This window comes from Streptomyces sp. TSRI0281 (assembly GCF_001905125.1).
Classification (GTDB): Bacteria; Actinomycetota; Actinomycetes; order Streptomycetales; family Streptomycetaceae; genus Streptomyces.
The window spans coordinates 155,084-169,082 of record NZ_LWLE01000005.1; the positions used below are offsets into that span (position 1 = coordinate 155,084).

The window sequence follows — 13,999 nt, forward strand, 5'->3', positions numbered from 1 at the left end:
CCGGGTTCAAGTGCGTTCCATCAGGCCCGCGTCGGCGGCGGCCCGACCGTCGCACCCGGGCGGAAGGGGCAGGCCACGAGGGGTTCCACTGCCTGTTCACCGGCCACCAGAGCGGCGAGCAGACGAATCGCGGCGGCACCCAACTCCAGGCGCGGGATGTCGAATCCGGTCGGCTCGGGCTCATGTGTCAGATCGGCCGGCGGGCTGCCGAGCAGCGCCAGCGAGACCTCGCGCGGGCAGGCGAGGCCCGCGTCGCGGACGGCATCGCGCAGCGCTCGCCACGCGGCCCCCGTGTCGGTCTCCTCGGCGACGAAGGCGGTGACGCCCTCGTCGAGCCGCGCGTGCAGCCATGCCGACGTCAACTCCCTTTCCGGGTCGGCATCCCGGAAGACGGCGGCCGGTCCGGCCGGAAGTCCGGCTTCCTCCAGCCCCTTGAGGAAGCCGTGTTCACGGTCGGTCGAGGCAGGCGCGTCGTCGTCCTCGCGAACGAGCACGATCCGCTGATGCCCCGCCGCCGCGAGACGGGCGACGACTTCACTGCTCGCGCTCACATAGTCGGCGCCGACGCAGGCGAGCCCTTCGAGTTCGTCACGGCGGCCGATGTGGACCACGGGGAAACCGTCGTCCACCAGCCGCCGCAGCTCAGTGCTGGGTGCGTGGCGGCCGAGGAAGAGGCAGCCGTCGGCAAGCCTGACCCGGTTCAGAGCCTCCGGTCGGGCAGCTCCGGCGCCGCCGGAGCTTGAGCCGGTGAAGAGGACCAGGTCGTAGCCGCGGGAGGCGGCCTCCTGCTCGACGCCGACGAGAAAGGGGTAGTACGAGTGCTGCACATCGGTCGGAAAGGTGGCGGTGAAGGAGAAGACGCCGAGCAGATTGTTGCGGGCGGCAGCGAGCCGGCGTGCGACCGGATCGGGCACATATCCGAGGCTGTCCGCCGCGTCGAGGACCTTGCGTCGGGTCTCCTCGGATATGGAGATGCCCTGCTTGTTCCCTCCGAGCACCAGCGAGACGGTGGCCTGCGACACTCCCGCCAGGCGGGCGACCTCGGCCTGCCTGGGGCGGGACGTCCGACCACGCCGACCGTGCGCTTCCCGCTGCGCCATCTCCGCTCCGATCTTTCATTAATGCGTATTAGTACCGGGTGTTGACGAGTACTTTGAGGGTGCCCCGAGCGGCGGGTCAAGGGGTCGGAAGCAACTTTCTCGGGAACCGGGAGGTGTCCATGCCCTGACTAGGTCCGAGTCCGCCGGCCAACTCCGCGCGCACCGCGACGCAGCCGATGAGTCGGTGGATTCCGCGAACCGACGCGCGCTCCGAACCATGGCGGACAGGCCCGCAGCAGTGACGGCGCGCGATGCGGCTTCACCGGCTCGGCGCACTTCGTGACGGACACCCGGAGCCGGGGCGACGGCTGGGAAACGGGGGCTCCCTTGTCCGGGAGCAGGACCTCGACAACCCTCAAGCCGATGTGGGGTCGGCGCTCCGGATCCGCCGAGGACCGGCAGTAATACGTATTAGCACCTTGACGTGTCCCGTGGGCGGGTTCGAAGCTGGGCGCCACCCACCGTGAGTACGCATGAGTGAGGACGCCATGAGTGAGATCACCCGAAGAGGGTTCGGCCGTATGGCCGGACTGGCTGTGCTGGCCGCAGGATTCACTGCCGGGACGGGCGGTGCGAGCGGGGCCGCCGGCATCACCGGCACGGTCCAGGAACCGTTCGAGGTGCGCTACCTCAGCTCGTTCGGCCGGCGGCGTTACTTCACGTACCCGACCCACAACGGTTTCGTCGATGCCGGCCGCATCGTGCTCGGTCAGCGGGAGGCCGGGGCCACGAGTCTGTGGGAGGTGAATCTGCACTCCGGCGCGGAGCGGTTCCTGGCACGGTTCGCCACCCCGGCGGGCGACCGGAATCCCTTCGTCTGGTGGAACATCCACTCCGGACGCCTCGTCACCTGCGCCGAGAACGCGGTCTGGCTGATCGACCTGGCCGGTCCCTCGCCCGTGAAGCTCTACTCACCGCCGCCGGGCCGCGCGCTCAGCGTCGTCGTGAATCTGCATCCGGCGGGCGACCGGGTTCTGTGCAGCCACTACCCGGCCCCGATCACCGCCGGACCGACCACGGCGGTGGAGATCGAGCTCACGGGCGGCCGGGTCAAGGAGGTGTTCTCGGGGGACGTGATGGCCACCCACTTCCAGTACAGCGCCCACGATCCCGAATGGATCGGCTACTCGCTCGGCGGCAACATGCGTACCTGGGCCCTGCATCCGGTCCACGCGCCACTGGGCAGGATGATCTGGGACCAGGCCGCGGCGGGGGTCCCGGTCGGGACCCACGAGGTGTGGACGTCCGGTGCCGACACCGGCTGCCTCGCCGTGGCGATCGGCGGCAGCGCCCCGGGGCTGTGGATGGTCCACCCGGACGACCGGCCGGACCGGCTGCTGGCACGGGGCCCCTCGGGCACGAACGGCGCGTACAACCACTGCGCCATCTCCCCCGACGGCCGCTGGGCCGTGACCGACACCAACGGCCGCAACGGCTCGGCACTCGGGCAGACGGGTTCGGTGGCGCTGGTCGACCTCACCGGCGTACACCCACCGCGCACACTCGGCCTGGCCGGCTGGGGCTCCGCCCACCCCGGCCACCCCCATCCGGCCTTCTCACCAGACGGCCGCATGGTCGCCTACACCGACACGGAAGCCACCACCGACCGCACCCGCGTCGTCCTCTGCGACTCGCACGGCGACTGGACGCCACACTCCCTGCATTGGCAGGCGGAGGCGGAAGAGCTCGCCCGCACCGTGTCGGGCGGCAGCGCCGAGATCTTCGCCGACCCCCAATGCGGCTCCGGCCACGGGCTGTTGTTCACACCGGCCGCCCCCGGCGACGCACTGACCTGCGAGTTCCAGCAGCCAGGCCCCGGTCTGCGCACCCTGCGGTTGCGGGTGAAGCGGCACTATTCCCGGGGCATCTACCGGCTGTCGGTGAACGGGACCACGGTGGGTGAGCCGCTCGACCTCTACAGCCCGGTCATGACCTACGCCGAGCCGGAGTTCGCCCGGGTCTCCCTGCGGGCGGGCGTCAACACGCTCCGTCTGACCCATGTCGGCCAGCACGCCAGGAGCACCCGGACTCCGGGCACATGCGCGATCGACCGCATCGGTCTGCGGCCGCCCGGCTGAGGGCTGATCGGCTTGCACGTGGAGCACGGTCGCGAGGGGAGCCCGACTCTGTCTTCAGGGACCTAAAGTCCCGAACATACCGATGGTGGACTCCCTCGGGCGCGCAGGACATCGCGGCAGGCCCGGTGTGGATGACAGCGGTTACGGTGTCAGCACGATCCTGCCGAAGACCTCGCCCGAGTCCATCCTCCGGTGCGCCAGAACGGCTGCGTCCAGTGGGAGCACGTCGTGCACCACTGTTTCGATCTCGCCGCGGCTCGCCGCGGCGAACTGTTCGCGCCGTACGGCGGACCGGTCGGCCTCGGAGACGGTGGCGGCGCTGAAAGCGGCGAAGGACATCGACTTCTGGAACGCCACCATGACCTTCGTTCCGAAGTCTGCGGGCGGCTGGCCCGCGACAGCACCCACGGCCACCATGCGGCCGTTCGGGTTGAGCCGGTCGAAGAACGACGGCATGTCCCCACCGGCCACCACATCGATGATGACGTCATAGCCCGCAGGGGCGCCTTCGCCTCCTTCGCCGGAGCGCTCCAGCACGTGGGTCGCGCCGAGACGGAGCAGTCGCCTGCCGCGGTCGGCCGAGGATGTGGTGACCGCCACCGCGGCGGCTCCGCCGCGAGCGGCGAGTTGCACTGCCATGATCCCGATGCTTCCGGCCGCGCCCCGTACCAGGACCGTCTCACCGGGAGCGAAGTGGGCGTGGCGGAGTCCGAAGTGGGCCACCACGCCGGGACTGCCGAGGGTCACCGCGTCGACGGCGGACAGGTTCTCGGGCAGGGGGACGATCTCCTCGACGGGCGCGATGGCCTGTTCGACGTAGCCTCCACCGGTGCCGGTGAAGGCCCACACCCGTCGGCCGATCCACGACACGTCGACGCCGTCACCGACCGCGGACACGGTGCCCGCCACCTCGCTGCCCGGGACGAAACCCTCCTTGAAGCCGTAGGCGGCCAGGGCTCCGCTTCGGATCACGGTGTCGACACCACCGACGCCCATCGCCTCGGTGGTGATCAGCACCTGGCCGCCGGCAGGTGCGGGGGCCGGCAGGTCGACAACGACCAGACCCTCGGGACCTCCGTACGTCTGGATCGCGACTGCCTTCACTTCCGTCTCCCCTGTTCCGGACCGCTCGGGCGCGGTCCTGCTCAATGCCCACCACCGATCGCCACTGACGACGAGGCCGCGGACCGCCGGAGGCTGTCCCGGTGTTGCGCGCCCGGACGATCTGGGTGAGTTGCTACGTCTCGAACGTTAACGGACACCCCCGTCCGTTTAGCTAAAGTGAGAGCATGAGCGATCGTTTGCCTCACACCCTGCGCTCCGACGCACGGGACAACCGCGAAAGCATCCTCGACGCGGCCCGGGCCCTGTTCTCCGCCGACGGCCTGGACGTGCCGATGCGCGAGGTCGCGCGGCGCGCCGGTGTCGGGCCCGCCACCTTGTACCGTCGCTTCCCGACCAAGCAGATACTCATCGCCGAAGCCTTCGCGGACCAACTGCGCGCATGTCGCACCATCGTCGACGAGGGGTGCGCCGATCCCGATCCATGGCATGGCCTCTGTCTGGTGATCGAGAAGATCTGCGAACTGCACGCACGCGACCGGGGCTTCACCGAAGCCTTTCTGTCGACCGTCCCCCGGGGCGCCGGACGTCGCGGGGCGTGAGTACACGGTCGAAGCAGTCGCCGGACTGGCCCGGCGAGCCAAGGAGGCAGGACATCTGCGGTCCGACTTCGTCCTGGACGACCTCATTCTCATCCTCATGGCCAACAAGGGAATCCACACCCGATCGACCGCCTCCCAGGTCATGGCCTCCCGCCGTTTCGCGGGGCTGGCGATCCAGGCATTCGAGGCCTGCCCTCGACACGTACCGCTACCGCCACCGGCACGGCTGACATCCCCGGCACCGGACAGCGCCTGACCGTCGACGAGCGGGATCACGGGGAGCTGATGGTGGAGACGGGCGGGGTCCAGCGCCGGGTACGTGGAACGCTTCCGGAGACGCCGCACTCCTTCTTGAGCTGCTCTGGGCGGGCCGTGCCGGGCAGGCACTTCCAGGTGGGCAGGTGGTACGCCGGGAGCCGGTCCGGCGATCAGGCCACCAGGTCGTCCAGCGCGACGGAGACCTGGCGGGCCAGTTCCTGGATCTGGGCGTCGGTGTACCAGGCCCGGCTGTAGGTCAGGTCGACGGCGAGGCGGCCCTTGTAGCGGCTGACGACCGCGAAGATCATCGGTACGTGGCCCAGCGGTGCCAGGCGCACGTCGCGGATCCGGAGACCTCCGGGCGGGCGCGGTTCGGTGATGATGCCCACGTTGGTGATGACCAGGCTGGGCGGGTGCTGGTCGAGCATGTACGCGAAGGCGGCCAGTTCCATCGCCGCGGCGCCCGTGTCCAGATCGGCGCGCAGCCGGGCGGCCAGGTCGTGCCCGACCTCGACGGGGTGGGACCGGTCGGTGACCTGGAGCCGGATGGACGTGGTGGTGGCGGCCGACTGAAGAACCTGGTCGGGCAGTGGCGGGTCGAGCCTGCGGCGCATGTCCACGGCCGTGGTGCACAGCATCCGTACGGGACCGCCCGGTGCGGGAAACAGGGAGCGCAGGCTGGTCAACAGGATCCCGGAGACGAGGGCGTTGAGGGTGAGCGAGGCGTCGCGGGCGCACTGGACCAGCCTCCCGCACCGGTCGGCGTCGGCTTCGACGCCGATGATGCCGAAGCTCGTATCGGGGCCGGGAGCGCCGTCGCGGGAAGCGAGGGCGGGCAGCAGCGAGGGTGGCGCCCCGGTGTCCAGCCGCGCGCGTTCGGTGACGAATTCTCTCAGCTGTTCCGAAGTGAAGCGGGAGGCGAGCATGTCGTCCAGCGCCGGGCCCAGCACCGGCCGGACGGGCTCGGTGGCGACCGGCCGGTGCGTGGAGAGCGCGGTGTAGAGGTCCCACAGCCGTTGGTGGACGGCCAGATAGCTCATCCCGTCGGAGAACGCCCGAGGCAGCGTCATCACTACACGGGTGCGGTGGGGCTCACGCAGCAGCGTCAGTCGCAGCAGCGGTCCCTTGTCCCAGGCAAGAGGGGCGCTGATCTCCTGATCGAGATCAACGCCAGTGTTCAGTAAGGGTCCTGGGGCAGTCTCGTCGATCCGGACGACCTGCTCGCCGTCCGCATCCCGGACGATGCTGCCTGCCAGCAACGGGTAACAGGACCGAAGGCGGGCCAGTGCCTCGGCCAGGATCTCTTCGTCCAGGTCGCCCTCGACATCGCTGTGCAGTACGAGCCGGACACCGGCCTCGGCGATGGCCGCCTCGTGCGGTGCGAGCAGACGCTCCACCATGGACTCCTCCCCAGCCTGACGCGCAGTGGCATCGCTGCCCGTGAGGCCGCCTGCCCGATGACGGCCCTCGGTAATGCTGCCCACTCACCGCCCGCATCGACAGGCTCACCGAAGCATTCGACGGCGCCCTCCCGGCGTGCGACTACGCCCCCGCTCCCCCGCGCTGGAGAGCCGAAGCCGGCTCGACCGGTTTTGCCCGCTTCGGCGACAGGGCGGCCCGCGTGATGTTCCGCGCCATGCCGCCGAAGACGATGGCGTGGAACGGGGAGACGCTCCACCAGTAGGCGTGGCCCAGCAGCCCCCGGGGATGGAACAGCGCCCGCTGCCGGTACCGGACACCGCCTGTCCCGTTCCGCTCCGCGTAGAGCTCCAGCCAGGCCAGGCCCGGCAGCCGCATCTCGGCGCGCAGCCGGAGCAGATGCCCCCGCTCGATCTCCTCGACCCGCCAGAAGTCCAGTGAGTCACCCACTCTGAGCCGCGTGGCATCCCGGCGGCCCCGTCGCAGTCCGACGCCGCCCACGGCACGATCGAGCCAGCCGCGGACGGCCCAGGCCAGAGGGAAGGAGTACCAGCCGTTGTCACCCCCGATGCTCTCGATGGCGCTCCACAGCGCCTCGGGCGGCGCGTCCACCTCGGCCTTCCGCTCATCGACGTAGAGACTGCCGCCCGCCCAGTCCGGGTCGGTCGGCAACGGGTCGCTCGGCACGCCGGGTACCGAGGCCGACGACCATCGTGTGGTCACGTTCGCCTCGCGCACCCGCTGGAGCGCGAGTGTGAGCGCCCGCTCGAAGGTGAACGGCTCCCCGGGGCCATCGGGAACGTATCGCCGGATGTCGTGTTCTGCGCACACCACCTCGTACTTCAACGACTCCGCGAGCGGTCGCGCGATCGAGCGGGGCACCGGGGTGACCAGTCCGATCCAGTGGCTGGACAGGCGCGGCGTCAGCATCGGGACGGGCAGGATCAGCCGCTTCCGCAGCTGGGCGATCGCCGCGTACTCCTCCATCATCTCCCGGTACGTGACGACGTCGGGGCCACCGATGCCAAAGGTGCGGTTCACCTCGGCGGGCATAGCGACGCTGCCCACCAGGTACCGGAGCACGTCCCGGACGGCGATCGGCTGGATCCTGGTCGACACCCAGCTCGGGGTGACCATGACCGGCAGGCGTTCCGTGAGGTAGCGCAGCATCTCGAAGGAGGCCGAGCCCGAACCGATGATCACGGCCGCGCGCAGCACCGTGGTCGGAACCCCGGACCTCAGCAGGATGGCGCCGACCTCCGCACGCGAGCGCAGATGCGGTGACAGCTCGTCCTCCGGTACGTCCGCGGGCGTGAGGCCACCGAGGTAGATGATGCGGGACACCCCCGCGGCACGTGCCTGCTCGGCGAAGTTCCGGGCCGCCTCGCGGTCCGTGGCCTCGAAGCCGCTCCCGCTGCCGAGCGTGTGGACCAGGTAGTAGGCGACATCCACGCCGTGCATGGCGGCCCGGAGGGAATCCGGATCCAGGACATCGCCCCGGACGGCCTCGGCCCGGCCCGCCCACGGGTGGTCGCGCAGCTTCTCCGGGGTACGCGCGAGGCATCGCACGCGGTGTCCGGCGTCGAGCAGCTCGGGAACCAGCCGCCCGCCGATGTAACCGGTCGCCCCGGTCACCAGACAGTGGAGCCCCGCTGCGACGTCTTCCTGATCCATGGCGCCCTCCGTGTCCTGTCGATCGCCGCCCCTTCCACCGTGCCCGTGTACGGCTCATTCCGCTTCCCGGCGCGGGGCCGGCTACCCCCGGCCGGGCACGGAACGGCCACCACGGCCCGGCCAGGCACGGCGGGGGCCCCGCTCGGGCGCCCGGGTCAGCCATTGAGGAAGCCCAGGAGATCCTGGTTGAACTTCTCCTTGTCACCGGCGACGAGCGCGATGCCGTGGGAGCCGCCCTCGTAGACGCGGAGCGTCGCGTGCGCGATGAGTTCGGCACTCCTGCGGCCGGTGGCGTCGATCGGTACGATCAGGTCGTCGTCACCGTGCACGACGAGGGTGGGGATGTCGAACTTCTTCAGGTCCTCGTGGAAGTCCGTGTGCGCGAACGCGTCGACGCAGGCCACACCGCCCTCGATGGTCTCGGCCATGGCCATGTACCAGAAGGCGTCCTTGTTGCCCTGGGTGACCTTGTTGCCGGGACGGTTCGCGGAGAAGAACCCTTCCGCGGTGTCCTTCCAGAACTGCGAGCGCTCCTTGAGAATGCCCTGCTTGATGCCGTCGAAGACGTCCTGTGGCACACCTTCGGGATTGTCGGGGCCCTGGAGCATCAGGGGTGTGATCGCGGAGAGCAGGACGGCGGACGCGATCCGGCCGGTGCCGTGCCGGCCGATGTATCGGGCCAGTTCGCCGCCGCCCATCGAGTGCGCCACGAGGGTCACGTCACGCAGATCGAGGGCGTTGATGAGGTCGTTCAGGTCATCGGCGAAGGTGTCGAAGTCATAGCCGTCGTACACCGGAGTGGAGCGGCCGTGGCCGCGCCGGTCGTGCGCGATGCCCCGGAATCCGTTGTCGGCCACGTACTTGAGCTGGTCCTGCCAGGCGTCGCCGTTGAGCGGCCAGCCGTGGATGAAGACCACGGGACGCCCCTGCCCCCAGTCCTTGTAGAAGATCTCGACACCGTCGCGTGTGATCACCGTGGGCATGAGTCTGTCCTTCCGGATGGTCGAGGGGACCGGGCCGCGCATGCCCGACCGTGGAAAAGCGCGGGGCGCCGCGAGGGAGGGTCTTCGGTGCCACGCACCCTCCGGCCGCCCACTGGCTGCTCCGCCATCCATGCTGCTGGCGGATGGCCCCACCGGCAACACGGACCGCGCCCACCCCCAGCCCGCCCGGGTACGGTGCGGGCGGCCGCGGAACCGAGCCGCGAAACGGACCGGTGGATGCCGTCGAGGTTCACCGGTGCAGGGCGGACAGCAGCATCGGCAGCGCGTGGCGCAGTTCCCGGTACCTGGAAGCCTCACCGTGTCATCAGCGCACCTCCGTTGACGTGCAGCACCTGACCGGTGATGTGCCGGGCAGCCGGGGACGCGAGAAAGCCGACCGGGCCGACGATGTCGGACGGTGTGCCGGGGCGCCCCGTGGCCGTTCCGGCGATCAGCTGGTCGCGGCGTTCGGAGGAGAGGTGGTCGCGGAAGAACTCCGTATCGGCGATGTAACCGGGCGCCACCACATTGGCGGTGATGTCACGCGGGCCGAGTCGTCCGGCGAGGTCGAGATTCCATGTGGCCAGGCCGGCCTTGGACGCTCCGTAGGAGCCCGCGCCCTGGTCCGCGGCGATCGAGCCGATGTGCACGACCGCGCCGCCGGGTGCGAGGCGGTCCTCCAGCGCCTTGGTGGTCAGGGCCGCGCTGACGAGGTTGGCGTCCAGGTTGGCGCGGAAGTCACGGGCGTACGAGGCGAGGTCGTCGGCACCGTCGGCGTCGAAGTCCGTGTTGCCGCCCGCGTTGTTGACGAGTACGTCGATCCGGTCGGGGAGCTCGGACAGCAGTGCGGTGAGCGCCTCGGGCCGGGTGTGGTCACAGACCAGCCCACGGACGCCGACAGCGGCGGCGGTCTCCTTGAGCGGGCCGGCCCGACGGCCGGTGATGATCACGGCATCGCCGCGCTCGGCGAAGTGACGGGCCAGGGCCTGGCCGATGCCGGTGGATCCGCCGGTGATCAGGATGGTGCGTGCCATATGCTGAGCTCCGTATCGCGTTCATGTAGGTCTAAATTCAGATCTAAACGTAGCACCTGGGAGCAACACCGTGACGAGAGATCCCCTCACCCCGCCGTCGGGCGAGCCGGACCCCGGTGCTGCGGCCGGTGCCGTTCCGGCCGGCGGTGAACGGTCCACGGCGGTCGACGGCGCCTTTCACTCGGCCGAGGACATCGCGGCCGCCTGGGAGCGCGAACGTCCGGGCACCCCCGTCTCCTCGATCGGGATCGTCACGCCGATCTGGCAGCTGGCCAAGCTCTTCGGTGACGACCGGCGCCGGGTGCTGGCCCGAGCCGGTGTGGACACGGCCACCCTCGACCTGCTGAGCGTGCTGCGCCGCAGCGGCGAGCCGTACACCCTGAGCACCCGCGCACTCGCGCAGCACTCCCTGGTCACGGCGGGCGCGATCTCACAGCGGGTGGCACGCGCGGAACGCGAGGGGCTCGTCGTCCGCCGGCCCGCCCAGGGGCGCCCGCGGACCGTACTGGTCACGCTGACCCCGGCAGGTCATGAGCTGGTCGAGGCCACCGTCGACCAGGTCCTGTACAGCGAGGCCGATCTGATCACCGCTCTGACGCCCGGGCAACAGCGTCAGTTGAACGAGCTGCTGCGCGTACTCCTCCAGGACGTACAGCAGAGGCTCGGCGACGAGCGGATCACACAGGTGGGCGAGCAGCGGTAGAGCGGCGAAGCCGGGCAGGCCGTCCTCGTCGCTCTACGCTGCCGAGCAGTTCCACGGTGCTCCGTAGTTCCAACGCTGCTGATCGCCGTCTCGGGCCTCCGGGCGCCGCCCGTCCGCAGCGACGGCGTACAGGTCACCCCATCCCTCACGGGCGCTGGGGGGCGTCTCCTGGGCGTGCGTCGTTCCTCCTCGTACCGCCATGGTCAGAAATGGTGTGTACGGGAAGGAGGTTCGGGCGTTTGGCCGTGCGCCCGTCGCCGGAGGAACGGCCGTGCAGGCGCCTGCCGATCCAGGGGCCGAGGAAGGAGGCCGCCCATCGCAGTTCGCCCGCCGCGTGGCGCCATCCGGCGGGGACGGGTGCGCTCGGTCCGGCCAGGGGGTGGGTCCAGGAGTCGTCGCTGCCCGGCAGGCCGAGTGCGTGGGCGACGGCGGCGGCGATCCGCTCGTGGCCGAGCGGGCTGGCGTGCAGCCGGTCCGGGCTCCACAGCCGGGGGTCGGTGAGCACGGGGTGGAGTGCGGTCTCGGCGACGGCGACATGATGCCGCTGGGCCGCCTGCCGGATGCGGTGGTTCAACGCGGTGACGCGGGAGCCGAGCGGACGGGCGAGCGGGGTGATCCGGGCGATGTCGGGGAAGGTGACGGTCGCGACGCGGGCCCCTGTCGCGGTGAGCGCCTCGAACATCGCCTCCAGGTGACCGGCGACCTCGTCGGCGTCGAACCGGGGCCGCAGCAGGTCGTTGACCCCGGCGACCACCGTGGCCAGGTCCGGGCGCAGAGCGAGAGCGGGCGCGAGCTGCTCCGCACGGACCTGCCCGGCCATTCGACCGCGTACGGCCAGATTGGCGTACTGGACGCCGGAGTGGTGCAGCGCGAGCCGCTCGGCGAACCGGTCGGCACATCCACGCAGTCCCACGGTGTCGTCGCCGTCCCCGAGCCCCTCGGTCTGGCTGTCGCCAAGTGCGACGAAGCGCAGGTGGTCATCGCTGGGCACGGGCCGCCCGCCTCTCCCGCAGGAGCGCCGCGGTCCGCCTGCACCACTCCAGGTTGCCCCGCTCGAAGTCCAGGCCACGGCAGCAGGTCAGATAGGGGCCGACGCGTTCGCCGTGGCGCAGGAACTCCTCCTCGTCGCGGCCACCGCGCATCTTCCGCAGCTGCGCCTCGAACAGTCCGATCTTGGCCTCGGCGAAGGCGGCCCGTTCGGTGAGCTGGGCGACAAGTGCCTCGGTGTCGAGATGGTCCGCCGCCTGGACCATGACGAGCAGGTCGTCGCGGATGAAGGAGGGCTTGGTGGGCGTCTTGGCGAACTGTTCCAGCTCGGCCAGCCCGGCGGCGGTGACAGCGAACAGACGCTTGTTGGGCCGAGTGTCCTGAACCACCTCACGGCCCACGACCAGCCCTTCCTTCTCCAGCCTGGTCAGCTCGGCGTACAGCTGCTGCGGCAGCGCATGCCAGAAGTTCGCCACACCCGTGTCGAACGCCTTGGCCAATTGATAACCGCTCAGTTCCCCATCGATGAGCGCTGCCAGCACGGCGTGGCGCAAAGCCATCGGACCGCCTCCTTCTCGCCTCTGTCCACGAACACCGCTTCCATGATAGTCAAGAATCTGACTAATCACATCCATGACTATTAAGGAGGAGCCATGGCCCCAGCCGACCGTTTCCGTGCCGCCGTCGACAGCCGTGATCTGACCGCTCTGGACGACCTCTTCACCGAGGACGTCCGGCTCTACAGCCCGGTGAAGTTCACGCCGTTCGAGGGCAGGCCGATGGTGCTGGGGCTCTTCGGGGTCCTTCTGCGTACCTTCGAGGACTTCCGCTACGTCGGACGCTTCGACGGCAGCGCCGAGACCAGCGTCGACGGCACCGAAGCCCCCTCGGCGGTCCTGCTCTTCCGCGCCACCGTGAACGGGAAGCAGATCCACGGCATCGACCTGCTGCACTTCGCCCCCGACGGGCGGATCAAGGAGTTCACCGTGATGGTCCGCTCCCAGTCCGCGGTGCACGCCCTGGGCGAGGCGGTCCTCGCCGGTCTCGTCGCCGACGGCCTCGTACCGGCACCGGCCGACCAGTAGCCGACCGGGAATCCGAACAGACAGCTCCCGGCGCGGAGACCAGCAGCCATCGCACCGCGCTCCCCCAGAAAATATCCTGCCGTCGATGTTTCGTTCGCCTACGCTCCGAAACATGGATCATGGCGTGAGAGACCCTGCCCGGCTCGGGCGGACCCGGCTTCCCGACGGCCGGCGACTGGCATGGGCGGAGTGGGGCCCGCAGGACGGCTGGACGGTGCTGCTGTGTCCGGGCGCGGCAACCACCAGGTGGCTCGGCTTCGGCGGCAGCCTGGTCGAGGACGCCGGAATCCGCCTCATCTCCGTCGACCGGCCCGGACTCGGCGCCTCTGACCCGCATCCCGGCCGCACGCTGGCCAGTTGGACCGCGGACATCCAGCACTTCACCCGATCCCGGGCGCTGGGTGATCCGGCCGTCGTGGGGTTCTCCCAGGGGGCACCCTTCGCCCTCGCACTGGCGGCGGCCGGTGCCGCGAGCGCCGCCGCCATCGTGTCCGGCAGCGACGAACTGGCCGGTCCCCGTTTCGCCGACGCGCTCCACCCGGACGTCAGGGCGATGGTGGACGCCGTGGCCGCCGACCCGGCCAGCGCCGCCGCGTCCTTCGCCGACTTCGGCAGTGCGGACGCCCTGTGGGACCTGATCATGGCGACATCCTGCGAGGCCGACCGCGCCGTGTACGCCGACCCCATCTTCCGGTCCGCGTTCCGCCATGCGATGGAGGAAGCCTTCGCCCAGGGATCGGACGGCTACGCCCGCGACACCGTCCTGGCGATGGGCCGTTGGCCGTTCGACCCCGCCCGCATCACTGTTCCGGTCGACCTCTGGTACGGGCGGCACGACACCAGCCCGTCCCACTCACCCGATCACGGCGCTTCCCTCGCACGCCTCATCCCCACCGCGCGTCGGCACCTGCTGCCCGACGCCGCGGGCTCCCTGCTGTGGACACACACCGACGCGGTCCTGCGTTCCCTGCTCGCCCACAGGGATGCGCACTGACCACGTGCTGGGCGGATGCT

12 protein-coding genes and 1 pseudogene are annotated in these 13,999 nt (G+C 70.3%); 5 read left to right on the top strand and 8 right to left on the bottom strand.

The window, feature by feature from the left end; all coding sequences use genetic code 11:
* Window positions 1-20: 20 nt before the first annotated feature.
* Entirely contained in the window at window positions 21-1,100 is a 1,080-nt protein-coding gene (locus A6A29_RS12270) for a LacI family DNA-binding transcriptional regulator (RefSeq protein ID WP_073720072.1), read from the bottom strand.
* 488 nt (window positions 1,101-1,588) lie between these two features.
* Here A6A29_RS12270 and A6A29_RS12275 point away from each other — a divergent pair, with 488 nt between their 5' ends.
* Complete coding sequence (locus A6A29_RS12275) at window positions 1,589-3,178, top strand: TolB family protein (protein WP_158074392.1); 1,590 nt, start codon at window positions 1,589-1,591, stop codon at window positions 3,176-3,178.
* 141 nt (window positions 3,179-3,319) lie between these two features.
* On the opposite strand, the gene A6A29_RS12280 is transcribed toward A6A29_RS12275, so the two are convergent.
* Window positions 3,320-4,282: a zinc-binding dehydrogenase gene (locus tag A6A29_RS12280; RefSeq protein ID WP_073720074.1), complete on the bottom strand. Its 963-nt coding sequence runs from the start codon at window positions 4,280-4,282 to the stop codon at window positions 3,320-3,322.
* Between the two features lie 185 nt (window positions 4,283-4,467).
* On the opposite strand from A6A29_RS12280, the pseudogene A6A29_RS12285 reads away from it, so the two are divergent.
* Window positions 4,468-5,098 (top strand): annotated as a pseudogene (locus A6A29_RS12285) (TetR/AcrR family transcriptional regulator).
* 172 nt (window positions 5,099-5,270) lie between these two features.
* Here A6A29_RS12285 and A6A29_RS12290 read toward each other — a convergent pair.
* From A6A29_RS12290 to A6A29_RS12305, 4 genes are all read right to left on the bottom strand, one after another.
* Window positions 5,271-6,500, bottom strand: coding sequence for a phthiocerol/phthiodiolone dimycocerosyl transferase family protein (locus tag A6A29_RS12290; protein ID WP_241838434.1), 1,230 nt, complete (start codon window positions 6,498-6,500; stop codon window positions 5,271-5,273).
* A 142-nt stretch (window positions 6,501-6,642) separates the two neighbouring features.
* The gene (locus tag A6A29_RS12295) at window positions 6,643-8,193 is read right to left on the bottom strand and encodes an SDR family oxidoreductase (protein ID WP_073720075.1); all 1,551 of its coding nucleotides are present in this window, start codon (window positions 8,191-8,193) and stop codon (window positions 6,643-6,645) included.
* 155 nt (window positions 8,194-8,348) lie between these two features.
* Window positions 8,349-9,176: an alpha/beta fold hydrolase gene (locus tag A6A29_RS12300; protein ID WP_073720076.1), complete on the bottom strand. Its 828-nt coding sequence runs from the start codon at window positions 9,174-9,176 to the stop codon at window positions 8,349-8,351.
* 314 nt (window positions 9,177-9,490) lie between these two features.
* Window positions 9,491-10,210: an SDR family NAD(P)-dependent oxidoreductase gene (locus A6A29_RS12305; RefSeq protein ID WP_073720077.1), complete on the bottom strand. Its 720-nt coding sequence runs from the start codon at window positions 10,208-10,210 to the stop codon at window positions 9,491-9,493.
* A gap of 193 nt (window positions 10,211-10,403) precedes the next feature.
* On the opposite strand from A6A29_RS12305, the gene A6A29_RS12310 reads away from it, so the two are divergent.
* Window positions 10,404-10,913 (top strand): MarR family winged helix-turn-helix transcriptional regulator, encoded by a 510-nt coding sequence (locus A6A29_RS12310; protein WP_073720152.1) that lies wholly within the window; start codon window positions 10,404-10,406, stop codon window positions 10,911-10,913.
* 145 nt (window positions 10,914-11,058) lie between these two features.
* On the opposite strand, the gene A6A29_RS12315 is transcribed toward A6A29_RS12310, so the two are convergent.
* The gene (locus tag A6A29_RS12315; RefSeq protein ID WP_073720078.1) at window positions 11,059-11,904 is read right to left on the bottom strand and encodes an SGNH/GDSL hydrolase family protein; all 846 of its coding nucleotides are present in this window, start codon (window positions 11,902-11,904) and stop codon (window positions 11,059-11,061) included.
* A complete protein-coding gene (locus A6A29_RS12320; RefSeq protein WP_073720079.1) occupies window positions 11,891-12,460 on the bottom strand; it encodes a PadR family transcriptional regulator in 570 nt (189 codons plus the stop codon). The genes A6A29_RS12315 and A6A29_RS12320 overlap by 14 nt, the downstream gene beginning before the upstream one ends.
* A 93-nt stretch (window positions 12,461-12,553) precedes the next feature.
* Here A6A29_RS12320 and A6A29_RS12325 point away from each other — a divergent pair, with 93 nt between their 5' ends.
* Entirely contained in the window at window positions 12,554-12,985 is a 432-nt protein-coding gene (locus A6A29_RS12325; protein WP_073720080.1) for a nuclear transport factor 2 family protein, read from the top strand.
* Between the two features lie 124 nt (window positions 12,986-13,109).
* A complete protein-coding gene (locus A6A29_RS12330) occupies window positions 13,110-13,979 on the top strand; it encodes an alpha/beta fold hydrolase (RefSeq protein WP_241838435.1) in 870 nt (289 codons plus the stop codon).
* Window positions 13,980-13,999: the final 20 nt, after the last annotated feature.